Raw genomic sequence first — 24,649 nt, forward strand, 5'->3', positions numbered from 1 at the left:
ATGCCTCATACATTTCATCCATGCCCAATCGGCGCATCCATTCCTGCTCTTCCATCTGGCGTTCCAGCTGCCGCTGCAATTCCTCCTGTTCTTCCGGATCCAGGTCTTCTTCGAACTCCTGTCGGGTTGCCAGCCAGGCCTCCAGGGCCAAAAACCGGTTGGCCTCCGCTTCGTTGGCGACGGTGTCGGTGTATTCTTTGAGCCACTTGAGCCAGTTGAAGATTTTATACAATTCGCTGTGGATTTGATGGACGTTCTGTTCGCCTTCCTGAAGCCAGGCCAGCTCCTTCGGGCTGAGCAGCCATTCCAAAAGCCGCTGTTTCCATCGGGGACGTTTTTGTTTTGCCGTCATGTTATCACTCCTTTGCTGAAATTTTTTTTGTTTCATCTTTTTGCGTTGTAAATGATTCAAGCGGTCAACGGCGGCAAGGCGGAGGACGTCTCGGTTGGAATCGGACGTCCTCCGCTGTGCAGAGAGCCGGGGCTTTCCTACCAAGCCCTTCTGCCGCTTACTCTCCCCTCGCCTTGGGCATTCTCTGCACACCGCCTATCTCCAAGGAGAACGCTGCCGATTTAGTGCATGTGCCGGGACCGCCGGAAGGCGGGCGGCATCATTCTGCCTTGGCCGTGCTCGCGTCCGTCATTGGGGAACAAGGCCAGATGAATGACGGACTGTTCAAACCATAAGGCCTGCCCGAAAAGCTCATCGGACTGGAAGCGAAGTTCCTCTCCGAGTCCGACGGACTTGAACAGATGGGTTTGACATCGTTTCAGGCCGTCGAGAAAGAATCGGGCGTTTTTTTCGTCGAACGATTTTTCGGGTTCGTTTTTCTGCTGGAGCGCCTCGAGGGCATAAGCGGCGGTCAGGCGCGGCCAGATTTTTTTCAGGGTGTCGGGCTTGTCAAAAACATCCAGGATGAGCATTCGTCCGCCGACGGAGGCGGCGACGCCGCAGGCGCCTTCCGGATAAGCGAGGGCTTTTGTAAAATCCTCCCAGTTGTCTTTTTGACGGTCGTAAACATCTTTCATCGCTTTGGTTGGAGAATGGAGCTTAAATGCATGGAGCGCGTGTTCCACTTCGTCCCAGATTTCGCCCTGATCGGCCAGGGGTTGTCCGATGGAGCAGAGCGACTCGGTTACCCGGCGGGTTTTTGAGGCCCGTAATTTGGGAAACGAGAGGCCGCCGGAGATAAAATCGGGCCGGCAGTGATGCCAGCGGCCCTGCTCCACGCAGGAGACGGGGATATCCTGAACGGATTGTGCCTCCAGCAGGATTGTAGTATTCAGGATGCGGTTTTGCTTGGCTCCGACGAGTTCTTCGCCGTCGAGCAGGAGGATGCGGTGCGGACTTTTGTTTTTGACACGCAGGGTGTTGACCTGTCCGGCGGTGCTGACTTCCTGGACCGTCAGCAGTCCCTGTTCGAGGGCTTCAGAGGCCAGCAGATAGGAGACCGAGCCGTTCAGTCCGACCAGCGGAACCAGCGTCAAATTCCAGTACGTCAGCGGCGGTCTGGTTTGAATTGTTTCGGATAACTCTGCAAGAATTTGTACTCCCCTGACTTCTTCACTCATTTTTGTTTCTCCTGTTTCATTTGATTCGGCCTTCTGAATTCCGAGAGAAAGCGTGGCCTTCCTTTAAGATAATATGGGGATGGTCTGACAGAGCTGGTCAGGGGATTTTGTTTTGGGGGAGGCGAAGGGGGATGACAGGGCTGGTCAGCCCTACGATTTTTGGGGCCTGTGATTGAAAAAAGAGCTATGAGTAGGGGGTTGATGGGAAGAAAAAATTTTTAATTTTTTTGGTTCGCCGCGTATTGCTGAAGCATCAGCCGCAGTTCATCTTCGAGCTGCCGGATGAGGGAACGCGGTGTCAGGACTTGTGCGTGGGAGCCGAAGCTTAAAATCCAGCGAATCATCTCGGCACTGGGGGCGATTTCAAATTGAGCCAGCAGCCGGTCTCCGTGGTCTTCGAGGATGGTTTGGGAGGGGTGTCGGCGTGTTTCGCGGACGTTGGCGGCGGCCCAGCCGTCAAAACGGATGCGGATTTTGCATGGTGCAGCAGGTTCGGAGAAGATGCCGAAGCTGTCCTGTACATGCCGGACGAGGGAGAAGTCGGCAGGTCGGCGGAACGATTGGCCGGTGGTTTCGGCACTTTGGATGCGGCTGACCTTGAGGGTGCGGATTTCTTCGTATCGCTGCATCCAGCCGATGCAGTACAGGTCGCCGTCGAAAAATATCAACCCATAGGGCTGATAGAGGGTTTCGTAAGGCTCCGGGTGCCGGGTGGATTGATACCGGAGGCGAACGGTCTGAGAGTCCTGGACGGCACGGGTGAGGATTCGGATGATTTTGTCGTGAGCGGCGTAGGTGTTCAGGGCGGAGGTTTTGACCAGAAGATGCTCTTCAAGTCTGGAGAAGTATTCGAGAGTGCGGGGCGAGAGCATGGCCTTGATTTTCTCCAGGAGCGAGGCCAGACCTTCGCCGAATTGGGTGCCGGACAGAGGGGAAAGGAGTTTTTGGCTCAGGTAGATGCTGATCAGTTCCGTAGGGGTGAAAACAAGCCGGTCACTTTCGATAAAATGGCGGCTCAGTTTCCAGAAACGCTTTCCGAAATCCCTCTCTTCGTAGGTAATAGGAAAGCCCAGTTCGCGGAGGATATTTAAGTCCCGCAGGACCTGCCGCTGACTGCATTCGAGACGCTGGGCCAGTTCCTGACTGTCAATGCCGAAATAGACGGATTGGAGGGCTTTCAGGAGGTTCCACTGGCGCATCAGCGACTGGCCGCGTGACATGAGAGCTCCTTTCTATCTGCATCCTTCTTTTTTTCCTTCAAGACAGACAGTATAAAGAAAAGTTAGGTTTTAGACAAGGGGGCAGTTAATAGTTCTCAGCCATCAGTCATCGGTGAGCGGGGATTGGCTCAATAAGGTCTGTGAGTCCGTGCGGATAGAACAGGTGCACCGTTCTTAAGGGCGCTGGGCATAGGCGGCGACGTATTCCTGGAATTGTTTGAGCAGAGCGGCGGTGCAGGGACCGGGCCGGCCTGTTCCGACGGGGTTTCCGTCAAACTGAGTAATCGGCAGGATGTCTTTGGTTGTTACGGCCAGAAACAGCTCGTCCATTTGGGCGGCCTGCTGCGGCGTGACGGCCTGCTCGACAGGGGTCAGACCGGCATTGCGGGCGATTCGAAGGACTACCGCTCGTGTGATGGAAGGCAGAATCTCGGGGCCGAGGGGATGGGTATAGAGGGTTTTTTCCTTTCCGTTCACAGCAAAGAAGGCCGAGCCCGCTCCTTCGGTAATCAGCCCTTTGTCATTGACCAGAAGGGCTTCGGTGCATCCTTTTCGGTCGGCCTCGATGCGGGCCAGGACGTTCGGCAGCAGATTGAGGGATTTGATGTCGCAGCGTTTCCATCGCAGGTCCGGGTGCGTGCAGACACGAATGCCGAGCTGCTTTTTTTTCGGGTCGTCGTGAAGCTCCTGAACGGTCAGGAAAAAAGACGGTTTGAGATTCGGGCTGGGCAGATGTTCGCGGAGTTCACAGCCGCGGGTGAGGTGAAAATAGATTTTGGCGGTCCGGAAGCCGGCTTTTTCGAAGGCCTCGAGGATTCGCGAGCGAATTTGGGCGATGTCAAAACCGCTCAGCTGGATTTCTGCAGCGCTTCGTTCAAAGCGGGCCAGATGCTCCTCGAGGGCGAAAATGCGTCCGTGGTAGCTGCGGAGGACTTCATAGACTCCGTCACCGAAGAAAAGCCCGCGGTCCATTTTGTCCAGCGGGACTTCAGTGAGCGGTAGCAGGTTTTCATTCAGAACAGCCAATTCCATAGCCAATTCTCCGGTCGAAATTTGTAAAACAGGTATCATAGAATATCGTCTGTTGTTTGGCAATGGATAAGATTTGCTGTCGGCCGGCGGACAAAGGGAAGGGTTGTTGTGCGGCAACCTCTTTTTGGGCAAGGACTTGCGATTTTTAAAAATGCCGACAAAAAAGACTTTACAAGAAGATTAAAAAAATCTACAATGCTTGATTCTTATGGGTTTGTGATTGAACACGGTTATTTGACAGATGAGGACAAAGATGTACGCGATTATTGAACAAGGCGGCAAGCAATATAAAGTCGTACAGGGGGATATGCTTCGGATTGAGCTGACGGATGCGCCGGCGGACGCCCAGACGATTCAGCTGGACAAGGTGCTGCTGGTGCGGGACGGGGATTCGATTCGAATCGGCGAGCCGTATGTGAAGGGGGCTAAAGTGACGGCCCGGTTTCAGGGGACGGCCGAAGAGTCGGTGGTTAAAGGCCCCAAACTGTACCCGATGTATTTCCGGCGGCGCAAGAACTCCCGGAAGAAAATCGGACATCGACAGAAATATCAGCAGGTTGTGATTGAGCGGATTGAAGCATAAACGGGCCTGGTGAAACGGGGTTGAGGAACTCCAACCTGCCTGCGGACAGCGGGCAGGTTTTTTTATACTCAAACGGACTGAGACAGCAAAAGAAAGGCCAAAAACGCCTTGGGGAAGCTCGAGGAGCAGGGAATCGCGAAAGGGAGAGTATGCGGGATTTTTGGATGGTTTTTGTTCCGCTGTTTGTGGCCGTGGATGCAATGGGAATTCTTCCGATTTATTTGGGGCTTGTTGAGGGAGTGCCTCAAGCAGAGCGAAAACGCGTAGTCAAGCAGTCTTTTGTGACTGCTTTGACTGTGGCGGTCGGATTTGTTTTTCTGGGCAAGGGGGTCTTTCGATTTTTGGGGATCAGTGTTTCTGATTTTATGGTGGCCGGCGGGGCGCTGCTCTTTATCATAGCGACATTGGATTTGACTTCGGGGACCAAGTTTGCCCGCCGGGTGGATACGCTGGGGGCGGTTCCGCTGGGGGTGCCGCTGATTGTGGGACCGGCGGTGCTGACGACCAGTCTGATGCTGGTGGATGTGCACGGGCTGGCGGCGACCCTGTCGGCGGTGCTGTTGAATCTGGTGCTGGCGGTCGGCATTCTGCTGACAGCAGATTTCTGGAATCGGCTGCTGGGTTCTACAGGGTCGCAGGCACTTTCCAAGGTGGCCAGTCTGATTCTGGCGGCGATTGCCGTGATGATGATTCGCCGGGGCCTGCTGGGGATTTTCCCGGGCTGGGGCGGAGGTGTTTAGGGATTGTCGAGCAGTTCCTGGGGGTGTTCAAGCATCTTTTTGATATGGTCAAGGAACTGGGCAGCCTCTGCGCCGTTGACAATGCGGTGATCCACCGATAGGGTGAGGGTCATTCGTTTTCGGATTTGGATTTGGTTGCCGTCGGGGACGCATTGTTCCCGGATTCGTCCGACGCCCAAGATGGACGTCTGACCAGGGATGACGATTGGGATAAAGGAATCGATGCCGTAGCCGCCCAGATTGCTGATGGTCATCGAGCCGCCGTCGAGGTCTTCGGGACGCAGGGCGTTTCGCCGGGCCCGGTTGACCAGGTCTTCCACGGCGACGGAAATCTGGGGCAAAGACAGGGTATCCACTGCCCGCAGGACTGGGGCGACAACTCCCTGTTCGGAGGCAACGGCAAGGCCGATGTCAATTTGGGGGGCCAGTTCAATTGTATCTGTTCCCAGACGTCCTGTTAAAATGGGGTAGCGCCGGAGGGAAACGGCGGCGGCTTTCAGGAGAAAGTCGTTATAAGACAGATTGCCTCCTTTTGGCTTGAGGGTATCCCGCAATTGAACCAATTCCGTTACATCGACCTGCAGATTCAGGTAAAAGCATGGGATTTGGCGCTTGGAGAGGAGCATTCTTTGGGCTACGACGGCCTGCCAGCGTGTAAAAGGGACTTTTTTGCCGGGTTTGAACTGCGCAGGCGCAACGGCACCGGAGGTTTGGAATGCCTCGACGGCTTCCTGGGGTCTGATGAGGGAGAGGGTTTCCGGAATTCGCAGAAGGTCTGCAGGAGAAACGGAATGAGCAAGAGGAGCGGCGGGTTCGAGAACCCTTTCGCGGGCGGTTTGAACCTGTTGTTTGAGTTTTTCCAGCCGTTCGGGGTCGATAGGCCGGCCGTCTTCGGTAAGGACAAAGAGAGGAGTATCCACCGGAAGGGTGACCGGCGGCTCGACGAGGACAGCGCGTATGGTTCCATCGGCGGGGGATTCAATCTGCATAGCCGCCTTGTCTGTTTCGATATCGGCCAGGACCTGGCCTTTGCTGACTTTTTGCCCGACCTGGACATGAACGGCCACTATCACGGCCTGTTCCATCGTACGCCCCAATCGAGGCAGAAGAATTTCAATTGCCATCCGCAGATTCCTGTTTTTCGATTTGTTTTGTCTCGAATACAGGAATTGTATATACCGGCCGAGGAGATGGCCTGCAAGTTTTTTTTGTGTCTTAATTTCTCGCGTACTGGATGAGAGCGGGGGCGATTTTGTCGAGCGGCAAAACAACCTCGGCGGCATCCAGTTTGATGGCCTCTTTGGGCATACCGAAGACGATGCAGGTGGCCTCATCCTGGGCAATGGTGTGGGCACCGGCCTGTCTCATGGCCAGCAGTCCTTTGGCGCCGTCGTTGCCCATGCCGGTAAGAATAGCGCCGACGGCGTTGGGGCCGGCGTATTTGGCGACGGAGTTGAAAAGGACTTCAACGCTGGGTTTCTGATGACAGACGGCCGGGCCGTCTTTGATGGAGACATAGTAATTGGCACCGGAACGCTGGAGGACCATGTGATAGCCGCCGGGGGCGATGAGGACTCTGCCTGGGATGACAGAGTCGCCGTCGGCGGCCTCTTTGACCTGAACTTTGCATTCGCTGTTGAGCCGCTCCGCGAAGGAATGGGTGAACTGGGCGGGCATATGCTGGACGACGACGGTTCCCGGGCAATCCGGCGGCAGGGCGGACAGGACACAGGTAAGGGCCTGCACGCCGCCGGTGGAGGCGCCGATAGCCAGGATTTTGTTTGTGGTTTCGAGCATCGAGGCGGATTCGAGGGGCTTGATCGGCTCGCTCTGTGTCGCGACGGGTTTGGGATAACGGCCTTTGGGAATGGCCAGAATGGTTTCGCAAAGCTGTTTGCAGGCATCTCCTACTGAGTAGGAAGGACCGGGCTTGGCCAGCACTTCGACAGCCCCGGAGGCGAGGGCTTCGATGGCGGTTTTGCTGCCCTGGGGGGTCAGAGAGCTGAAGATAATAACCGGCATCGGATGATACTTCATCAGTTTTTTGAGGAATGTAACGCCGTCCATTCGGGGCATTTCGACGTCCAGAATCAGCACATCAGGGTTGAGCTGGACGATTTTGTCCCGGGCGATATAGGGATCGGGAGCAGTGGCAATAACTTCAATAGATGGATGGGCTCCCAGCTGAGTGCTGAGGATTTTTCGAACAATCGCGGAATCGTCAACGATCAGAACTTTGGTTGTTTCAAGTGCTGCAGGGGACATGGGCGATTCCTTTAAAGATTTTTTTCAATTCCGCCGCTTTTAACCACGACGGTACCGTCATTCATATACAGATAGAGATTGCGGGGCTGGTCACCGCCGACATCGTGCCCTTTGAGCAGAAGGCCGTATTTCCAGAGGACCTTTCGAAGGGCCAGAAAGTTTCGCTTGCCGATGTCAAACCCCTGGGGCCCGGCTTTCATGGCAGCGCCGCCGGCAGCCTTTACAATGAGCCGATATTTATCCGCGCCGAGTTTTTGAAGATTCGCCAGGAGAACATCCATGCCGGTATCGCAGAACAGGAACGGTTCAACTTCAGCCCGTCGGGGGTCCATTGCGGATTCCGGCAGCTGGTAGTGAATCATTCCGCCGACGGTCAAGGCAGGGTCATAGACAGTCACGGCTATGCAGGAACCGAGGGAATAGGTCACCAGGACCGAATCCGCATCGGTGGCGATGCGGGCGTCTGACACCTGGACCACAATGTTCTTTTTCACGGCGGTTAGCATATTTATTTCCTGTAGATGGTTGGCTGCACGTATTGGAACGAATGCCGAATGCCGGTCAGGGACTCGGAATGGCCGGTGAAGAAATGCCCGCCGATATCGAGGACATCCCAAAAACGGTTGACGAGTTTTTCCTGTGTGGGCTTGTCGAAGTAGATCATCACATTTCGGCAGAAGATAAAGTCAAAGGGACCGCGGAAAGGCCAGGGGTCCATCAGATTCAGATATTTAAACGTAAGAATGCTTCGGACCAAAGGGGCGACTTCATAGTACACCTCACCGTTTTTTTCTTTGTGCGGGAGGAGGTAGCGCCTTTTGAGGTCAGTCGAAACAGCGGCGACACGCTGTGATTCGTAGAGCCCCTGCTGGGCCATCTGAAGGACCCGTGTTGAGATATCCGTGGCCAGAATCCGTATATCCCAGGTCTGGTTTTTAGGGATTGCTTCCAGCAGGGTGATGGCCATCGAGTAGGGTTCTTCCCCGGAGGAACATCCTGCACTCCAGGCACGGATTCGAAGGCGGCCGATTTTCTGCTTTTTGGCAATCAGTTCCGGCAGAAACTTCTGTGTGAGGTATTCAAAGTGTTTGGGTTCGCGGAAAAAACTGGTCAGGTTGGTGCTGATCTGGTCAATCATTTCATAAAAGGTTTTTCCGCCGACATCCTGAAGCACGAAGTCAATGTACTCATCGTAGGATTTCAGGTTGTATTTTCGAAGCATTTTGGCCAGGCGGGCGCGGACAAGTTCCTTTTTGCCCTCATGAAGATTGATGCCGCAGTGCTCATAGACCAGCCGGCAAATGCGGGCAAACTGCTCATCCGTCAGAATCAGTTCGTCTAAGATCGGCTGGATTAAGGTCATATGCTTCCCTCACAGATTTGCATCGGGGTCCTGGGCCAGTTCGAGGAGCCCCGGTACATCGAGAATCAAGCTGATTTGGCCGTCACCCATGATGGCGCCGCCGGAAACCCCTTTGATTTTGCCTAAGCCGCGAAGGGATTTAATAACGACCTGCTGCTGGCCGAGCAGGTCATCGACCTGCAGGCAGCATCGCCGGCTTCCTTCTCCGACGACCACCAGAAGGGCCTGTTCGGGTTCTTCCACCGCACCGGCGATGCGGAACAGCTTGTAGAGCGGAATCAGCGGATGGAGCTGGCCGCGAATCATCACGACTTTAGAGCGGTTTCGAATCGTGGATATCTGGTCCGGCGTCGGACGCAAACTCTGAATGACTGAATTGATCGGGATGATATACCGCTGGGAGCCGATGGTGACGATTTGTCCGTCAATAATGGCCAGCGTTAAAGGAAGCCGGAGCGAAAAGATTGTTCCTTTGTCCGGCGCCGTTTTCATTTCGATTTTTCCGTTGAGGGCGTCGATATTTTTCTTGACGACATCCATTCCAACGCCTCGGCCGGAGATTTCGGTGACCTTGTCGGCGGTGGAAAAACCGGGCTTGAAAATCAGATTCAGCAGCTCTTCTTCCGTCAATTCCTGATGTTCGGAAATCAGCCCTTTTTCGAGGGCTTTTTTGCGGATTTTTTCGGCGTTCAGCCCCCGGCCGTCATCCTCGATTTCGATAACAATGCTGCCGGCCTGATGGTAGGCCGACAGACGCAGCAGCCCCTGAGGGGATTTGCCTTTTTTGACGCGCTCCTCCGGCGGTTCGATGCCGTGGTCGATGGAGTTTCGCACCATATGAATCAGCGGGTCGGTAATCTTGTCCACGATGGTGCGGTCCAGCTCGGTTTCTTCTCCGGAGGTCTGGAAGTTGATGGGTTTTCCGGCTTTTTGGGAGAGGTCGCGGACGAGCCGGGCCATTTTCTGAAAGGCGCCCTGCATCGGAATCATCCGCATGGACATGGACAATTCCTGCAGGTCGCGGACGATTTTGGACTGGCTGGCGACCTTTCGGTAGAGGTCGCTGTCGGTGTGGCAGGTTTTGCTGACCTCTTCGGAAATCATCAGCTGAGCGACGGCCAATTCGCCGGTCATATTGATTAGGTTATCCAGACGTTTGGTGCTGACTTTGATGGTTTCTCGAGCGGCGGCAGAGGCCGCAACGGAGGAAACGGCGGTTTTTGTCTGGGATTCGGGCTGAAGAATAGGTTCAAGCTGGATGTCCTGTTGGATGTCTGAGGGGGCCGACACAGGTTCCGGCTGGAGTCTGCCTTCGACGCAGTCCTGAATTCTCTGAATCAGAGAAGGCAGGTCTTTCGGAGCTGGGATGGGTTGATTTTGAGCCAATCCGGCTTCGAGGTCCTTGAGCATGGTTTTGAGCATGTCGATGGAGCCGAAGGCCAGGTTGCTGGCGGCGCCGGACATTGTCAGAGTGCCTTTGCGAGCGCGGTCAAGCAGGTTTTCGGAGACATGAGCCAGCCGATTGATGGCGGTCAGATTCAGGAAGCCGGCCATGCCCTTGATAGTATGGAAGCCGCGGAAAATCTGGTTCAGTGTTTCGGTATTGGTCGGGTCATTTTCGAGATTTAAAAGGGCTGTTTCCGCCGATTCAAGATGCTCGCGGGATTCATTGAGGAAATCCTGAACCAGCGGGGCATCATCGGGGGCGATAACAGTCGGAGGGAACTCCGATGTTTCCGCCGGAGCAGCCGGGGACGTTGAGACGGCGGCGGCAGAACCGGGTGCAGAGGAGAGGGACTGGGTGAGCGTCTGCAGCTGACTAACGGCCTTTGTGAGCTCCTGAAGCACTTGTTCGGAGGACTGGAGTTCCTGTCGAAGGAGTTTTTCAATCTGTTCGGCTCCCAGATGGGCCAGGGATTGGGCCTGGAGACGGGAGGATTCCTCACAGCCGCTGAGGGCTTTGACGGCCTCTTCAATTTGTTTGAAGACGCCGGCGATTTCCTCGATGTCGCGTGTATCCTGCGGGTCCAGCAGGGGGATTTTTCCGGCGGCCTGTTCAATCAGTTCCGTGATTTTTCCTGTCTTTTCCATAAGGGTTTACTCGTTTTTTGTGCATTCCTTTTTTATTTCCGGCTGACAGGCGGACGAGCCGCCGGACAGCGTTTTGAGCAGCGTTTGAAAGATTTCCGTAACGGTAACCAGTCCCGCGACTGTGCCGCCGGCGTCCTGAATGGGTACGGCGCGGATTTGATGACGGCACATGGTTTCCATGATTTTCCAGAGAGGCGTATCCGGTGAGGCTGTATGGACGGGCCGGCTCATAAACCATCGGATGCGAATCTGCAAAGAGGCCTCATCCAGCGGGCGTCGGTATTCTTCGAATGGAGAACGAAGATAGGGGCTGAGGGCTGCGTTGACATCTCCCCGGGAGAGAATGCCGGCCAACTGGTCTTTTTCCTCCACCAAAGCATAGCGTGCATTGCTCTGCTGCATCCGCTGGAGAGCGGTTTCCACTGAGTCATTGGGAGAAAGCCAGAGAGGTTTTGGGTTCATAAAGATACGAGCCGGACAGTTCAGAACGGCTGCGTCCAGCGGAGCGGAGGGAACATCGCCGTTCGGATTGAATTGAACAAGCTGCTGAATAGCATTCCAGACCGGATGCGATTCGGAGGTTTGGAGATTTTCCGGAGTGGCCGACGCGGCTGCGGCGGGTTCGGAAGTTTGCGGCGGTTGGCTTGCAGCCGGCTCGGGCTGCGCGGGTGCGGTTTCGGGAGTAGAAGCAGATTCCGACGGAGTCTGTGCGAGGGCTTCCTCCGGAGCCGGTTCTTCTTTTGGCGGCTCGAAGAGAGCGGCCGGAAAGACCGCGGCTCCGTGGAAGGGCGGATAATCCCCGACGGTCATTTCCCAGACAATCAGCAGACAAGTTGTGTCTTCCTTGAATCCGAATACCTCGGAGGGTTTGTCCCACGGATTGAGAATTTGGGTGTTTGTCTGAAGCAGGTGTTTATGGCCGGGCAGCTGTTCTCGGAACATTCGATCCCAGGCGCCGACGATAAGATTCCCGATTTCTTTAACGGTATCGGAGAGTTTAAGGGCCTGTTCCAGCGTGCCCTGTTTGCATTGCTCCTTAATCTTGTCTGCCGGAAGCATCACAATCGTTCCAGACAGCAGAAAAAGGGCGTTTTTGTCGAGGAGCAGGTCAAATCGTCCGCTCAGGGAACCTTCGGCTCGGACGGAATACACGGCGGCGAACTTTGGGAAGAATACTTTGAGTTTATCGACCGTGCCCGGTACCGCCTGACAGAGTGCGCAGCCGATGGAGATGCCGAGCATCCCGTCCATGTCTTCGCAAAAAGTCTGCATGGAGACGGTGCTGACCTGCGGCACGAGCGTTTCGAGAGGAATGGTTTGGGCGGTTTGCTGCTCCATAGCTGCACGTTCCTTATTTCGATTTTCTTATTCTGTTTTGCGGTAAAAAAGCGTAAAGTCTGCGTAGTATTCTTCGTTCAGGCAGACGGATACGGAAACTTTTTCCGTTCTGTCCGGCAGGGAACTGTTCAACTCTTTTCCTGTCACGACTGTGGGAATAGACACAGCGATGTCAGGGTATATATCCTGAATGCGGCTTTTGATGCTTCCCATAACCATGTTGGCGACCTCCCCAACGGCATCGCAGACTTCTCGTTCAGAGATTTCTGCATCGGGATCAAGGGCCAGCATGTTCCGTGCGATGGCCTGAGCGCAGGGCCAGGACAGTGAAATCCCCAGACATCCTTCGAGATTTCCTCGAAAGGTGATAGAGCCCAGCAGAGAATGGTCGGTCTGTTCGGCGGAGGCGGCGGGCTCAATTTCCATAAAAATCATCGTTTCAAAGACTTCTTTGGCGGCATCCAGAACGGTTTCGTGATACGTTTTCTGTTCGATCATGGAAGGGTCCTTTCTGCTTGCTTTATGCCCTGCGGTTAACTCATAAACGGAGCCAGTTGTTCCTGAAATTTTTCAGGTGTAAAAGGTTTGGTAATGTAGCCGTTGGCGCCGCTGGCCAGGACACTGTTGATCAATTCCTGAGAGCTTTCGGTGGAGACCATAATAATCTTGGTGTTCTGGCAGTTCGGCAGCTGTCGGGCCTGTTTGACCATTTCCGTACCGGGCATTTCCGGCATGTTGATGTCGCACAGGACGATGTCCACCGGCGAGGCCTTCAGTTTTTCGATGGCCTCGGCGCCGTTGCCGGCTTCCTCCGTCCGGTCAAATTCGAGACCGGACATTCGGACGGTTCGCATGATGATTTTCCGCATTGTGGCTGAATCATCAACAATCATTAACGACTTTGGCATGGATAGACTCCTTATTTATTGTTCATTTGAGGCCTCAAACTCCTGATCGTCGAGGGGGATTACTTTGGCCCCGGTTTTCCGCTGCGGCTGCTTTTGCGAGGGGTTGGGAGAGCCCTCGGCAATCTGGTGAAAAATCTGATTGGACAAGGTCGGCTGTTCAGCGGCCGCTTTTTTGCTTGTTTTTTGTGTTTTGAATGAAGAAGAATGTCCGCCGTGGATGAGGGTCTGGAGCTGGGCTACTGTGTGCTTCATCGATTCGGCCTGAGAAGCCAGTTCCTCGGCGGCACTGGCAGACTCTTCGGCTCCGGCGGCATTCTGCTGGGTGACTTTGTCCATCTGGGAAACCGCCGAGTTAATTTGTTCGATGCCCTGAGCCTGTTCTTTGCAGGCGGCGGCAATTTCATTGACCAGAGCGGATGTCTTCCCGATGCCGCTGACGATTTGGTCAAGTGCGGTTTTGACTTCGTTGGAGATTTGAACGCCGTTTTTGGCATTTTTAACGGACTGTTCAATCAGTTCGGTGGTTTTTTCCGCCGCTTCGGATGAACGAATCGCCAGATTCCGCACCTCTTCGGCAACGACGGCAAAGCCCTTTCCGGCTTCGCCGGCCCGTGCGGCTTCTACGGCCGCATTCAGAGCCAGCAGGTTGGTCTGGAAGGCGATTTCGTCGATGACCTTAATAATCTTAGCTGTTTCATCAGAACTCTTCTGGATTTCCTCGATGGCATGCAGCATTTTCTGCATGGCCTTGGCGCCGTTGTCGGCGGCCTGCTGTGCACCGGAGGCCAGAGTGGCGGCCTGGGCGGCGTTGTCGGCGTTCTGCTTGGTCATTGCGGCCATCTCTTCGAGCGAGGAAGACGTTTCCTCAAGACCGGCGGCCTGTTCGGTTGTCCCCTGCGCGAGGGTCTGGGAAGCGGAAGCTACCTGGCCGGAGGCGTCGGAAACCTGCTCAGCTCCGGTGAGAATCTGCTCTGCAACGGCCGTGAGCCGATTGGTGAGTTTATGCGAAACAAAGAACCAGATAACCAGAGACACCAGCGAAGCGGCGGCTGCCAGAATGCTGATTTGAATCATGGAAGCACGGCCGATTGAACGGAGACGGGCGCTGGATTCATAAAACTCATCCAGATAAGAACTGACGCCGATGACCCAATCCCATGGCTGGAAATACACGACCCGGGCGATTTTTTCCCTCGGGACGGATTCGCCCTGATTCTGCCACGGGTATTTCTGTTCAGTGATTTCACCAGGTTTGGAGGCGAGGGCTTTTTTGCAGATTTCCTGGATGAAGTAAACGCCGTTGGCGTCCTTGGCTTCCCAGATGCACTCTCCGTCTCTCTTGCCGTCTTTGGAGATTACGTAGTTGCCCTTGGAGTCAAGCACGAAGACGTAGCCGGTCTTGCCGACAACGGTTTTCAGAATGGCCTGACGGATATTCGTACAGCGTTCCTGCGGAATCCCGACATACAGGGCCCCAATTACCTTTTTCTGGGCATCGAAAATCGGTTCATAGGCGGTGATGTACCATTTGTCTACTACAAAAGCTCTGCCTTCGTACCGCTGCCCCTGAAGAATTGCGGAGACGACCGGATTGGGGGTTCCGTCCGGCTGAGTTTTGGGGATGAAAGTGCCGATAGCACGGGTGCCGTCTTTCTTCTCGACATTGGTGCAGACCCGCAGCATATCTCCCTGCTCATTCATCCGCTGGAAGATTGTGCAGGTAACGCCCATAAGGTCTTTGACCTTATCCACGATTGGAGAGGGAATCTGCCGGCTGGTATTCTGACCCAGCCAGGTGTCACCGACCATCATTTTGGGCAGGGTCACGGTCTGGCTGCTCTGGCTGAACTGGTTAACGGCCTGCCAGGTGACGGACGATTCATCCAGGCGAACATCTCCGGTTTGACTGAAAATATCCCGAGCAACCTGCAGGGATTGGTTGATGTTTTCCTGGATAGAACGCTGTTCGACCTCGAGCATGTTGTAAATGTGCTGGGCGATATGGTCGAGGTCGGTATAGGCCATTTTTGTGCTTTCCTCATCGGCCGCGTTTGTCATTTGTCGATTTTGAACGGTGACCATTGCCAGAATCACCAGCAGAGGTGCAAGTGTCAAAGCCAGACCGTAAGTCAGTAATTTTGATTTTAAAGCCATTTTGTTCAGCATACTCATCTCCTTTTGAAATCTCCGGAGCTGGACTGCAATGCTGTCTGAACTCCTCTTTCCTTTTTCTTACTTAATGTTGAGTCTGTTAATCCGCCGCGGCTGCCGCTGCTGCTTCATTCAGATGGACTCCGCCGAGGACCTGATCGATGTCCAGCAGAATCTTGATGGACGAGCCGACTTTACCGATGCCGAGAATAAAATCGGTCTGGACGGCTGAGCCCAGGTGCGAGGACTCTTCAATATCTTCGGCGGCGATATCAAGCACTTCCTGGACGCGGTCCACAATCAGGCCGGCGTTGAAAGTTTTGCCGTTCTGGTTGATTTCCGCCACAATGATGCAGGTCTGGTCGGTGACTTCGGCGGCTTCCATCCCGAACCGCAGACGCAGGTCAATGACCGGAATGACCTGTCCGCGCAGGTTGATGACGCCTTTGACGAATTCGGGTGTGCGGGGAACGGCGGTGATGTTCATATACCCGATGATTTCCCGAACTTTCAGAATTTCCAGCCCGTACTCTTCTTTCCCCAGAGCAAAGGTCAGGTACTTGCCCTCCTGGGCACTGTTTTTTCTTGCGGTTGTTTCCTGTACGGCCGTTGTCATAGTTTGACTCCTAACTGGCTGTAGTTATCGGTCTATGGTTTTTACACACAGTTTTTAGACCTTTGGCATTCAATTCGGATAAAGAAAGCGGGGGCTTAATCGTGAGTTGTGCAAAAAGAACAAATCCGGATGCGGATGGGCTCGAAGAGGGATTTAAGCGGGTTGGGAATACTGAAAAACGAGTTTTTTCAGCCGGGAAAAAGACGGACTGGTTCAAGCGGGTCTGATAACAATGCAAAGAGCGGGGATTGTGTGAAAAAAAAGAAAGCCGGCTCATAACAAGATGAGCCGGCTTTTTTCCTTCCTAATTATGGAGAGATTTGAATCTTAGGGGTTGGCCGAAGCCGCGGGTGCAGGTGCCGATGTCGCAGGTGCCGGTGTTGGTGCTGCAGCAGGGGTTTCTGACAGTTTTTTCTGGAGTTCGGCAAGCTGTTTCTGAAGTTCCTGAATTTGTTTGTCTTTTTGGGTAGATTCATTTTTGAACTGGGTGGATTTTTCCATCAAGGTCCGAGTAATTTCGAGGGCCTTTTGGTTGACTTCTTCGTATTTTTTCTGGAGCGAAGCGATTTTTTCGTTTTGCTGCTCAATGGTTTTTTGGGCGTCAGTCAGCTCCTGCTGGAGTGCCTGTTTTTCGTTCTGGCAGGTTACAAGTTTCGGGTTTGGTTTGCATCCGAGCAGCGTAAAGGCCGCCAATCCGATAAGCGCGAGTGTTTTTTTCATAGGCAATCCCTTTCCTTTGACGGTTGAACTTTTCTATTGAATTGACTGACATCTTACAGTGCCTTCTTGCCGGAAGCAAGAAATTCTGCGGGGATTTCTTGCGAGGAGCTCAGACAGGGGAAAGTGCATTTTGAAAGAGGGCGGCGGCAGCACCCTGAATGAGTGCTTCTTTGCCGGCTCGGGCGGGGATGATTTCGATGGTTCTGGAGGCAAAGTCATAGACATGTTCGACGAACCAGTCCTGAAGGCGTTTTGTAAAATAGGGGAGGAAGGGCTGGCTGACATAGCCGGCGAGAATCAGCACATCCGGATCGAATAGATTGACGGCAGCGGCAGCGGCATAGCAGAGGTGGTCGGCGATAAAGTCACGGACCGACAGGGCATAAGGGTCTTGTTGGTTGGCGGCCCAGGCCAGCTCTTCAACGGCCTGTTCCGGAGAGCGGACAGCGGGGAGCCGCTGCTGCAGAAGAGAGGAGCACCCTTCGGCGAGTTCCTGCCGCAATTTTCGAAGGACGGCAGGTCCGGAAATCAGGGCCTCCAGGCAGCCCCTGTGCCCGCAGCCGCACAAAGGACCATCGGGCATGACTGTGATGTGTCCGATTTCTCCGCTTCGGCGGGTGGCTCCGTAAACGAGTTTTCCGTCTATTAAGAGGGTGGAACCGACGCCGTCGGCGATATTGAAATAGATAATGTTTTTGGATTGGAGAGAGGGCTGAAGGCGGATTTCCGCCAGAAGCCGAACTTTGGTGGAGTAGATTTCCACCGGCCAGTCAAAGCGGCTTTGGAGGAGCCGTTGAAGAGGGACCGTTTTCCAGCCGAGGGGGCTGGACAGTTCGACGACGCCGGCGGGGGTGATGGAGCCGCTGAGAGTGACGGCGATGCCGAGGATTCTGTCGGGACGAATGCCGGCTTTGCTGACCAGCCCTCGGATATTGATTTCAAGCAGACGCAGAACATTCTCTACAGAATGGTCTGTACCGAGAGCAATGGCGATTTGTTCGGTCAGCTGACAATGAAAATCAAACAGCCCGAGCCGAATGGTGTGCGGATTGATTTCGGCGGCGATTAAATGTCCTCCCTGAGGATTGATGCGGATAAGGACGGGTTTGGCGCCGCGTTTTCCGCTGGGAAAGGGGGTTTCATGAATCCACTCTTTTTCTCGAAGTCGGCTGACGATGGTGCTGACGGTCGAGCTTCCCAAATGAGTCATTTGGCAGATTTGACTTTGGGACAGGGGACCGTGCCTGGCCAGAAGGGAGAGTACCACTTTCTCGTTTCGGCGTCCGGCCGCCTTGGAATTAATGGCTGTTTTTTCCATAGGATATTTATAATATCTCAATTCTTGAGTTTTTTCAAGATTAACATATCTTTTCTTTGCATGAACTCTAACTTATTTTATAATAATAAGATAAAAGAATAATAATAAAAAACTTGCAAACTTTGTCTGCCGTATCGTAAAATAATCTCAAATATTGAGGATAAAATTTTCTTTTTCTGTGCCCTTATTAAGTTTAAGGAGTCCAGCCGATGGCGGATTGGTTTAATGTGAAAGATAAATGTGTGGTGATTACCGGCGGGGCGGGGATTTTGTGCGGGGCGATTGCGGAGGATTTGGCGGCGGCCGGGGCAAAGGTCTGCATTGCGGACTATGATGAGATGCGAGCGAAGGAGTTGGCCCAGAAGATTGAATCGCAGGGGCATTTTGCGATGCCGCTTCGCATCAATGTTCTGGACAAAAAAGAGATTCAGGAGGCGTTTTCCTGTGCCAGGGAGACGATGGGGCGTGTGGATGTGCTGATTAACGGCGCCGGCGGGAATAAAAAGGAAGCGACCACGTCGGAGCAAATGCCGTTTTTTGACCTGCCGGAGGAGGCGCTTCGCTCGGTTTTCGAATTGAATTTTATGGGGACATTTCTGCCTTCTCAGATTTTTGGGCGGTATTTTGCTCAGGAAAAGAGAGGGGTCATTCTGAATATTTCGAGTATGAGCGCATTCAGCCCTCTTACGAAAGTGGTCGGTTATTCGGCGGCCAAGGCGGCAGTGAGCAATTTTACGGAATGGCTGGCGGTGCATATGTGTCAGAATTATTCACCCCAGATTCGCGTGAATGCGATTGCGCCGGGCTTTTTCCTGACGCAGCAGAACCGATTTTTGCTGACGGATGAGAAGACCGGGGCCCTGACGCCGCGGGGACAGACGATTATTGCTCATACGCCGATGGGACGGTTCGGCAGCCCGGAGGAGCTGTGCGGGACGGTCCGCTGGCTCATCAGCGACGCCTCCCGCTTTGTAACCGGTGTGGTGGTGCCGATTGACGGCGGCTTTAATGCATTCAGCGGTGTTTAGTTGTTGGGTGGAACGATATGCTTTATTATGCACGCGGCAATCCGCAGGAAGAACTGATGCCTGAACAGATGCGGGAAGGGCTTCTGGCGGTGCTGAAGCAGCTGGGCCCCCGACGAAAGGTGCTGGCAGTGCCGCCGGATATTACCCGGCTTCATTCACAGGCAGGTCTGCTGACCAGGATGGCCTGGGACTATTACGGGGCGGCCTTAACGGATGTGCTGCCGGCTATCGGGACACACCGTCCGATGACGCCGGAGGAAATCCGCAGAATGTATCCGGGGATGCCGCCGTCGATGTTCCGGGTTCACGACTGGCGAAACGGGATCGTGACAATGGGAACGGTGCCGGGGGATTTTGTTCGTCAGGTGAGCGAAGGAAAGGTCGATTACGACTGGCCGGCCCAGGTGGACCGTCTGCTGGCGGAAGGCGGATACGACCTGATTCTTTCAATCGGCCAGGTGGTGCCTCACGAAGTGACGGGGATGGCCAATTACAATAAGAATATTCTGGTAGGCACCGGCGGGTCGGAGGGCATCAACAAAAGTCATTTTCTCGGTGCGGTTTATGGAATGGAGCGGATGATGGGCCGTGCGGATACGCCGGTTCGTCGGGTTTTGAATTATGCTTCGGAGCATTTTCTCAAAGACCTGCCGATTGTATATGTGCTGACAGTAGTGGACGGCGGGGGCGGCAGGCCGAAAGTGCGAGGGCTGTTTATCGGGGATGATACGGAGTGCTTCCTGCAGGCGGCCCGTCTGGCCCTGCAGGTGAATTTTACGATGCTCGAGCGGCCGCTGAAGAAAGCGGTTGTCTATCTGGACCCGGAGGAATACAAAAGCACCTGGCTGGGCAACAAGAGCATTTACCGCACGCGGATGGCGATGGCGGACGGCGGGGAGCTGATTGTTCTGGCGCCGGGGCTTGTGGAATTCGGGGAGGATGCACAGATTGACCGGCTGATTCGAAAGTATGGGTATGTGGGGACGGAGCGGGTGCTGGCCCTGACGGCGGAAAATGAGGATTTGCAGGCCAATCTGAGCGCAGCGGCCCATCTGATACACGGCTCGTCGGAGGGGCGGTTTCTGGTGCGGTACTGCCCGGGCAAGCTGAGCCGCCGGGAAATCGAATCCGTAGGGTTTGCGTGGGGGGATTTGAACGAGATGACGGCAAAGTACAAGCCCGCTGAGCGGAAGGACGGATTTCACAGCATTGACGGCGAAGAGGTGTTTTTCATTTCCAATCCGGGGCTGGGGCTTTGGGCGTATCGGGAACGATTTCAGTAAAAGAGAAACCTTAAAAAAAGGGAGATGAACATATGGCACAGGCGGATATCGGCTTAATCGGACTGGCGGTGATGGGGGAAAATCTGATTCTGAATATGGAAAGCAAGGGCTTTACAGTGGCCTGCTACAACCGGACAGTGGAAAAAGTGGATGCCTTTCTGGCCGGCCGGGCAAAAGGCAAGAATATCATCGGCTGCCATTCGGTTCAGGAGCTGGTGAAGGTCTTAAAGAAACCCCGCAAGATTATGATGATGGTTAAGGCGGGCAAGCCGGTGGATGAATTGATTGAACAGCTCCTGCCGCATCTGGAGGATGGGGATATCCTGATTGACGGAGGCAACAGCCATTTCCCGGATACGATTCGGCGGACGCAGTATGTCGAAAGCAAAGGCAAGCTGTACATCGGCACAGGGGTATCCGGCGGCGAGGAAGGGGCGCTGCGGGGACCGTCGATTATGCCGGGCGGTTCGCCGGCGGCCTGGCCGCATGTCAAGCCGATTTTCCAGAAGATTGCCGCCAAAACGGACAAGGGCGAGCCGTGCTGCGACTGGGTCGGCGAAAACGGAGCCGGTCATTTTGTCAAGATGGTGCACAACGGTATCGAGTACGGTGATATGCAGATGATTTGCGAGACGTATCATCTGATGAAGGACGGCCTGGGGATGAGCAACGAAGAGATGCATAAGGTCTTCGCCGAATGGTACGAGGGGGAGCTGAATTCGTATCTGATTGAGATTACCCGGGACATCCTGGCGTACAAGGACGAAGAGGGCAAGTATGTGCTGGATTTGATTCTGGATGCAGCGGGCCAGAAGGGCACGGGCAAATGGACGGTGATTGCGGCGCTGGATACCGGCCAGCCGCTGACGCTGATCGGCGAGGCGGTCTTTGCGCGGTGTCTGTCGGCCCTGAAGGAGGAGCGGCTGGCTGCTTCCAGGGTGCTCAAAGGGCCCCAGGCGGCCTTTACGGGCGACAAGAAACAGATGATTGACGATTTGCGCAAGGCCCTGTACGCCTCCAAGATTGTCAGTTATGCCCAGGGGTACCAGCTGATGCGGGCGGCGGCGGCGGAATACAAGTGGAATCTCAACTACGGCGGGATAGCTCTGATGTGGCGGGGCGGCTGCATCATCCGGTCGGTCTTTTTGGGCAAGATTAAGGAGGCCTTCGACCGCAATCCGAATCTATCGAATCTGCTGCTGGACCTGTTCTTTGCAGATGCGGTTCAGAAGGCGCAGCCGAGCTGGCGTCGGGTGATTACGATGGCGGTCCAGATGGGGATTCCGGTGCCCGCTCTCAGTACGGCGCTGGCTTTCTTTGACGGGTACCGCTGTGAGCGTCTGCCGGCGAATCTGCTGCAGGCCCAGCGGGATTACTTCGGTGCGCATACGTACGAGCGGGTGGACCGGCCGCGCGGGCAGTATTTCCATACGAACTGGACGGGACGGGGCGGCGAAACCTCCGCTTCGACCTATGTTGTGTAGAAACTTTCGGCTGTGGTGAAGGGTCTGGATTCCCGCCTTTGCGGGAATGACAGCAAACGGCCGGCAGCAAAGAGCTGGCAACAAGCAATTGCCGGCAAACGGCTGGCGCTGAAGCGACTAAGCCGGGCCCGGCAAGAGGCCTTTGGTGAAATGACTTGGCCGGGAAGGGCAGAGATTTGTTAGAGGAAGAGTAGAACTGGGAAAGGAAGCGGCGATGCGACCGTTTATTCACGAGGATTTTCTGCTGGAAACAAAGGCGGCGTCGCGGCTGTATCACGAATACGCCGAAAAGATGCCGATTTATGATTACCATTGTCATCTGCCGGTGCGGCTGATTGCAGAGGATCCCTGCTTTGAGAATCTCACGCAGGCCTGGCTCAAAGGAGACCATTACAAATGGCGGGCGATGCGGACCAACGGCATTCCGGAAGAGCGGGTTACCGGTTCGGCATCGGATTGGGAGAAGTTTTCCGCCTGGGCGGCCACCGTGCCGTATACCCTCCGCAATCCCCTGTATCACTGGACGCATCTGGAGCTGAAGCGGTATTTCGGGATTGACCGGCTGCTGGGGCCGGAGACGGCCGAGCGGATTTATGAGGCGTGCAGTGACCTGCTCAGGACGCCGGAATTCAGCATCCGCAACCTGCTGCGGAAGATGAACGTTCAGGTGCTCTGCACAACGGAGGACCCGCTGGATTCTCTCGAATGGCATCAGCGAATCCGGCGGGACGGTTTTGAGATTTTTGTGCATACGGCCTGGCGGCCGGATAAGGCGCTGACGGCCGAAAATCCCGTCTTTCTCAATCAGTGGCTGGACGGGTTGCAAAAGGTTTCCGGCATAGAGATTCGGACGTATTCCAATCTGCTGGAGGCGCTGCAGAAGCGTCACGATGAATTCCACGCCAACGGGTGCCGGCTGTCGGATTACGGGCTGGAGACGGTGTATGCGGCGCCGTACACGCTGCGGGAGGTCGAAACGGCCTTTTCGAAACTGCGGGCCGGGCAGACGCTGAACGACAAAGAGCTGCTTCAGTACAAATCGGCCCTTCTGTATGATATGGCGGTGATGGATGCGAAGGCCGGCTGGGTGCTTCAGCTGCATCTGGGGGCTTTGCGCAACACCAACAGCAAGATTATGAAGCGGCTGGGAGCGGATACCGGCTGTGATTCCATCGGGGATTTTGAAATCGCCCGTCCGCTGGCGGCCTTTCTGGACCGTCTGAACCGCGAAGACCTGCTGCCCAAGACGATTCTGTACAATCTGAATCCGCGGGACAATGAACTGATGGCCACGATGATCGGCAATTTCCAGGAAGGGTCCTGTCCGGGAAAACTCCAATACGGTTCGGCGTGGTGGTTCCTGGACCAAAAAGACGGGATTGAAAAACAGATAGAGGCCCTCTCGAATATGGGGCTTTTGAGCCGGTTCGTGGGGATGCTGACGGATTCGAGGAGTTTTTTATCCTTTCCACGACACGAATATTTTCGTAGAATCCTGTGCAATATTCTCGGTTTGGATGTGGAAAAGGGACTTCTGCCGCCGGACTTTGAGTGGCTGGGCCGGATTGTGGAGGATATTTGTTTTCGGAATGCATGCCGTTATTTTGATATGGAATGTAAGCGTTGTGATTCGTGAGGGCCTATGCGAAAAGGGCTTCTGAATTTTATCGGTCTGCTGCTGGTTTTGCTGGGGATTGGGTACGCCGTATCCGTGCTGCGCGGGGAGCAGGAGGTTCGAGTTCTTCGGCTGGCTCACAGTCTCAGTCCCCGTCATCCGGTTCATATTACAATGGAGTATATGGCCAAACTGGTGGAGGAGAAATCCGGCGGCCGGCTGATTGTGCAGATTTTCCCCAATGAGCAGCTGGGCTCGGAAAAGGAGCAGATTGAGGCCCTGCAGATTGGGTATATGTCGATGACCAAGACTTCAACGGCGCCGATGGAGGGGTTTGTGCCGAAGATAAAAATCTTCGGAATTCCCTATCTGTTCCGCGATTCAGAGCATTTCTGGAAGGTGGCGGAAGGCCCCATCGGAAAAGAGCTGCTGAATGCCGGTATTGAGAAAGGGCTCAAGGGACTTTGTTATTATGATGCCGGGGCCCGAAGCTTTTATGCCAAAAAGCCCATTCGCATTCCCGAAGACCTCAAAGGGCTGAAGGTGCGGGTGATGCAGAGCATTATGTCGATGCAGATGATTGAGACGATGGGGGGCTCTCCGACGCCGATTGCCTGGGGCGAACTGTACACGGCGCTGGACCAGGGCGTGGTGGATGCGGCGGAGAACAACCCGCCTTCGTTTGAGACTTCGCGGCATTTTGAAGTCTGCCGGTATTATACGCTGGACGAACATGTCCGTGTGCCGGATATTCTGGTCATCAGCACGCGGGTTTGGGACAGTCTGACACCCCAGCAGCAGCAGATTCTGCAGGAAGCGGCGGATGAGTCGGTTGTGTTTAACCGAAAACTCTGGGCGGAGGCGGAACGGGCCTCGCTGGAGGCTGTTAAGGCGGCCGGCGTGACCGTCATTGAGCCGGACAAGACCCTCTTTCAGCAGGCCGTTAGGCCGATGTGGGAGCGGTATAAAGGCACGGAGCTGGGCGAACTGATTGAAAAGATTCAGGAGATTCGCTGATGGCCGCATGGATGAAAAAAATCCTCGACTGGTTTCTGGAAATTCTGGTGATGATAGTTATGGGGGTGCTGGTGGTTGATGTGCTCTGGCAGGTGTTCAGCCGGTATGTGCTTCGGGCGCCGAGCAAATGGACGGAGGAGCTGGCGATTTTTCTGCTGATTTGGGCGGCGCTGCTGGGGGCGGCGGTAGCGACCGGACGGGGGGCGCATCTGGGGATTGATTATTTTGTGCAGAAGCTGCCGCCGCGGGACCGGCTGAGGGCGGAGATTTTTGGGTTTCTGTGCATTGTGCTGTTCGCCTTTTTT

Annotated in this window: 25 protein-coding genes; 9 read left to right on the forward strand and 16 right to left on the reverse strand. The window is 54.7% G+C overall.

Translation table 11 applies throughout. The features are described from left to right. From PKY88_12305 to PKY88_12320, 4 genes are all read right to left on the reverse strand, one after another. A partial coding sequence (locus PKY88_12305; GenBank protein ID HOQ05982.1) for a hypothetical protein occupies window positions 1–352 on the reverse strand: 352 nt, incomplete at its 3' end. 221 nt (window positions 353–573) lie between these two features. Next, the gene (locus PKY88_12310) at window positions 574–1,572 is read right to left on the reverse strand and encodes a hypothetical protein (protein ID HOQ05983.1); all 999 of its coding nucleotides are present in this window, start codon (window positions 1,570–1,572) and stop codon (window positions 574–576) included. Window positions 1,573–1,790: 218 nt separating this feature from the next. Continuing rightward, window positions 1,791–2,792 (reverse strand): transcriptional regulator, encoded by a 1,002-nt coding sequence (locus PKY88_12315; GenBank protein HOQ05984.1) that lies wholly within the window; start codon window positions 2,790–2,792, stop codon window positions 1,791–1,793. A gap of 174 nt (window positions 2,793–2,966) precedes the next feature. After that, a complete protein-coding gene (locus PKY88_12320; GenBank protein ID HOQ05985.1) occupies window positions 2,967–3,824 on the reverse strand; it encodes an aminotransferase class IV in 858 nt (285 codons plus the stop codon). Window positions 3,825–3,932: 108 nt separating this feature from the next. On the opposite strand from PKY88_12320, the gene PKY88_12325 reads away from it, so the two are divergent. From PKY88_12325 to PKY88_12335, 3 genes are all read left to right on the forward strand, one after another. Continuing rightward, window positions 3,933–4,094 carry a hypothetical protein gene (locus PKY88_12325; protein HOQ05986.1) on the forward strand — a complete coding sequence of 54 codons (162 nt, stop codon included), beginning with the start codon at window positions 3,933–3,935 and terminating at the stop codon, window positions 4,092–4,094. Continuing rightward, window positions 4,078–4,407 (forward strand): 50S ribosomal protein L21, encoded by a 330-nt coding sequence (gene rplU, locus PKY88_12330; GenBank protein ID HOQ05987.1) that lies wholly within the window; start codon window positions 4,078–4,080, stop codon window positions 4,405–4,407. The genes PKY88_12325 and rplU overlap by 17 nt, the downstream gene beginning before the upstream one ends. A 149-nt stretch (window positions 4,408–4,556) precedes the next feature. Beyond that, complete coding sequence (locus PKY88_12335) at window positions 4,557–5,147, forward strand: MarC family protein (GenBank protein ID HOQ05988.1); 591 nt, start codon at window positions 4,557–4,559, stop codon at window positions 5,145–5,147. Here PKY88_12335 and PKY88_12340 read toward each other — a convergent pair. From PKY88_12340 to PKY88_12395, 12 genes are all read right to left on the reverse strand, one after another. After that, entirely contained in the window at window positions 5,144–6,271 is a 1,128-nt protein-coding gene (locus tag PKY88_12340) for a dihydrolipoamide acetyltransferase family protein (GenBank protein ID HOQ05989.1), read from the reverse strand. The two genes, PKY88_12335 and PKY88_12340, sit on opposite strands and share 4 nt — an antisense overlap. Before the next feature lie 91 nt (window positions 6,272–6,362). After that, on the reverse strand, window positions 6,363–7,412 hold the full coding sequence (locus PKY88_12345; GenBank protein ID HOQ05990.1) for a chemotaxis response regulator protein-glutamate methylesterase: 1,050 nt from the start codon (window positions 7,410–7,412) through the stop codon (window positions 6,363–6,365). 11 nt (window positions 7,413–7,423) lie between these two features. Then, a complete protein-coding gene (locus tag PKY88_12350; protein HOQ05991.1) occupies window positions 7,424–7,918 on the reverse strand; it encodes a chemotaxis protein CheD in 495 nt (164 codons plus the stop codon). Between the two features lie 2 nt (window positions 7,919–7,920). Continuing rightward, window positions 7,921–8,775: a protein-glutamate O-methyltransferase CheR gene (locus tag PKY88_12355; protein ID HOQ05992.1), complete on the reverse strand. Its 855-nt coding sequence runs from the start codon at window positions 8,773–8,775 to the stop codon at window positions 7,921–7,923. A 9-nt stretch (window positions 8,776–8,784) separates the two neighbouring features. Further along, window positions 8,785–10,866, reverse strand: coding sequence for a chemotaxis protein CheA (locus PKY88_12360; protein HOQ05993.1), 2,082 nt, complete (start codon window positions 10,864–10,866; stop codon window positions 8,785–8,787). A gap of 6 nt (window positions 10,867–10,872) precedes the next feature. Further along, the gene (locus PKY88_12365) at window positions 10,873–12,204 is read right to left on the reverse strand and encodes a CBS domain-containing protein (GenBank protein ID HOQ05994.1); all 1,332 of its coding nucleotides are present in this window, start codon (window positions 12,202–12,204) and stop codon (window positions 10,873–10,875) included. A gap of 27 nt (window positions 12,205–12,231) precedes the next feature. Then, window positions 12,232–12,702, reverse strand: a complete 471-nt coding sequence (locus PKY88_12370; GenBank protein HOQ05995.1) for a chemotaxis protein CheX — start codon at window positions 12,700–12,702, stop codon at window positions 12,232–12,234. A 35-nt stretch (window positions 12,703–12,737) separates the two neighbouring features. Beyond that, window positions 12,738–13,112, reverse strand: a complete 375-nt coding sequence (locus PKY88_12375; GenBank protein HOQ05996.1) for a response regulator — start codon at window positions 13,110–13,112, stop codon at window positions 12,738–12,740. Between the two features lie 15 nt (window positions 13,113–13,127). Then, window positions 13,128–15,278 (reverse strand): methyl-accepting chemotaxis protein, encoded by a 2,151-nt coding sequence (locus tag PKY88_12380; GenBank protein ID HOQ05997.1) that lies wholly within the window; start codon window positions 15,276–15,278, stop codon window positions 13,128–13,130. Between the two features lie 85 nt (window positions 15,279–15,363). Beyond that, window positions 15,364–15,879: a chemotaxis protein CheW gene (locus tag PKY88_12385; protein ID HOQ05998.1), complete on the reverse strand. Its 516-nt coding sequence runs from the start codon at window positions 15,877–15,879 to the stop codon at window positions 15,364–15,366. 327 nt (window positions 15,880–16,206) lie between these two features. Continuing rightward, the gene (locus PKY88_12390) at window positions 16,207–16,599 is read right to left on the reverse strand and encodes a hypothetical protein (protein ID HOQ05999.1); all 393 of its coding nucleotides are present in this window, start codon (window positions 16,597–16,599) and stop codon (window positions 16,207–16,209) included. Window positions 16,600–16,708: 109 nt separating this feature from the next. Next, window positions 16,709–17,917, reverse strand: a complete 1,209-nt coding sequence (locus PKY88_12395) for an ROK family transcriptional regulator (GenBank protein ID HOQ06000.1) — start codon at window positions 17,915–17,917, stop codon at window positions 16,709–16,711. Window positions 17,918–18,126: 209 nt separating this feature from the next. Between PKY88_12395 and PKY88_12400 the strand changes: the two genes are divergently transcribed. The 6 genes from PKY88_12400 to PKY88_12425 form a co-directional block, all read left to right on the forward strand. Beyond that, window positions 18,127–18,945: an SDR family oxidoreductase gene (locus PKY88_12400; GenBank protein HOQ06001.1), complete on the forward strand. Its 819-nt coding sequence runs from the start codon at window positions 18,127–18,129 to the stop codon at window positions 18,943–18,945. Between the two features lie 17 nt (window positions 18,946–18,962). Then, on the forward strand, window positions 18,963–20,228 hold the full coding sequence (locus PKY88_12405; protein ID HOQ06002.1) for a lactate racemase domain-containing protein: 1,266 nt from the start codon (window positions 18,963–18,965) through the stop codon (window positions 20,226–20,228). Between the two features lie 32 nt (window positions 20,229–20,260). Then, window positions 20,261–21,712 carry a decarboxylating NADP(+)-dependent phosphogluconate dehydrogenase gene (gene gnd / locus PKY88_12410; GenBank protein ID HOQ06003.1) on the forward strand — a complete coding sequence of 484 codons (1,452 nt, stop codon included), beginning with the start codon at window positions 20,261–20,263 and terminating at the stop codon, window positions 21,710–21,712. A 214-nt stretch (window positions 21,713–21,926) separates the two neighbouring features. Continuing rightward, on the forward strand, window positions 21,927–23,348 hold the full coding sequence (gene uxaC / locus PKY88_12415; protein ID HOQ06004.1) for a glucuronate isomerase: 1,422 nt from the start codon (window positions 21,927–21,929) through the stop codon (window positions 23,346–23,348). Between the two features lie 6 nt (window positions 23,349–23,354). Then, complete coding sequence (locus PKY88_12420; GenBank protein ID HOQ06005.1) at window positions 23,355–24,344, forward strand: TRAP transporter substrate-binding protein; 990 nt, start codon at window positions 23,355–23,357, stop codon at window positions 24,342–24,344. Further along, window positions 24,344–24,649 (forward strand): TRAP transporter small permease subunit (locus PKY88_12425; GenBank protein ID HOQ06006.1); only part of this gene is annotated, 306 nt, incomplete at its 3' end. The genes PKY88_12420 and PKY88_12425, both read left to right, overlap by 1 nt.

It is taken from the genome of Anaerohalosphaeraceae bacterium (genome assembly GCA_035378985.1).
In the GTDB taxonomy this organism is placed as follows: domain Bacteria; phylum Planctomycetota; class Phycisphaerae; order Sedimentisphaerales; family Anaerohalosphaeraceae; genus JAHDQI01.

Excerpts from the sequence above, each read along its gene's own strand:
- PKY88_12310 (HOQ05983.1), bottom strand. The coding sequence starts at position 1,572 with ATGAGTGAAGAAGTCAGGGGAGTACAAATTCTTGCAGAGTTATCCGAA.
- PKY88_12315 (HOQ05984.1), bottom strand. The coding sequence starts at position 2,792 with ATGTCACGCGGCCAGTCGCTGATGCGCCAGTGGAACCTCCTGAAAGCC.
- PKY88_12320 (HOQ05985.1), bottom strand. The coding sequence starts at position 3,824 with ATGGAATTGGCTGTTCTGAATGAAAACCTGCTACCGCTCACTGAAGTC.
- rplU (HOQ05987.1), top strand. The coding sequence starts at position 4,078 with ATGTACGCGATTATTGAACAAGGCGGCAAGCAATATAAAGTCGTACAG.
- PKY88_12335 (HOQ05988.1), top strand. The coding sequence starts at position 4,557 with ATGCGGGATTTTTGGATGGTTTTTGTTCCGCTGTTTGTGGCCGTGGAT.
- PKY88_12340 (HOQ05989.1), bottom strand. The coding sequence starts at position 6,271 with ATGGCAATTGAAATTCTTCTGCCTCGATTGGGGCGTACGATGGAACAG.
- PKY88_12345 (HOQ05990.1), bottom strand. The coding sequence starts at position 7,412 with ATGTCCCCTGCAGCACTTGAAACAACCAAAGTTCTGATCGTTGACGAT.
- PKY88_12350 (HOQ05991.1), bottom strand. The coding sequence starts at position 7,918 with ATGCTAACCGCCGTGAAAAAGAACATTGTGGTCCAGGTGTCAGACGCC.
- PKY88_12355 (HOQ05992.1), bottom strand. The coding sequence starts at position 8,775 with ATGACCTTAATCCAGCCGATCTTAGACGAACTGATTCTGACGGATGAG.
- PKY88_12360 (HOQ05993.1), bottom strand. The coding sequence starts at position 10,866 with ATGGAAAAGACAGGAAAAATCACGGAACTGATTGAACAGGCCGCCGGA.
- PKY88_12365 (HOQ05994.1), bottom strand. The coding sequence starts at position 12,204 with ATGGAGCAGCAAACCGCCCAAACCATTCCTCTCGAAACGCTCGTGCCG.
- PKY88_12370 (HOQ05995.1), bottom strand. The coding sequence starts at position 12,702 with ATGATCGAACAGAAAACGTATCACGAAACCGTTCTGGATGCCGCCAAA.
- PKY88_12375 (HOQ05996.1), bottom strand. The coding sequence starts at position 13,112 with ATGCCAAAGTCGTTAATGATTGTTGATGATTCAGCCACAATGCGGAAA.
- PKY88_12380 (HOQ05997.1), bottom strand. The coding sequence starts at position 15,278 with ATGCTGAACAAAATGGCTTTAAAATCAAAATTACTGACTTACGGTCTG.
- PKY88_12385 (HOQ05998.1), bottom strand. The coding sequence starts at position 15,879 with ATGACAACGGCCGTACAGGAAACAACCGCAAGAAAAAACAGTGCCCAG.
- PKY88_12390 (HOQ05999.1), bottom strand. The coding sequence starts at position 16,599 with ATGAAAAAAACACTCGCGCTTATCGGATTGGCGGCCTTTACGCTGCTC.
- PKY88_12395 (HOQ06000.1), bottom strand. The coding sequence starts at position 17,917 with ATGGAAAAAACAGCCATTAATTCCAAGGCGGCCGGACGCCGAAACGAG.
- PKY88_12400 (HOQ06001.1), top strand. The coding sequence starts at position 18,127 with ATGGCGGATTGGTTTAATGTGAAAGATAAATGTGTGGTGATTACCGGC.
- PKY88_12405 (HOQ06002.1), top strand. The coding sequence starts at position 18,963 with ATGCTTTATTATGCACGCGGCAATCCGCAGGAAGAACTGATGCCTGAA.
- gnd (HOQ06003.1), top strand. The coding sequence starts at position 20,261 with ATGGCACAGGCGGATATCGGCTTAATCGGACTGGCGGTGATGGGGGAA.
- uxaC (HOQ06004.1), top strand. The coding sequence starts at position 21,927 with ATGCGACCGTTTATTCACGAGGATTTTCTGCTGGAAACAAAGGCGGCG.
- PKY88_12420 (HOQ06005.1), top strand. The coding sequence starts at position 23,355 with ATGCGAAAAGGGCTTCTGAATTTTATCGGTCTGCTGCTGGTTTTGCTG.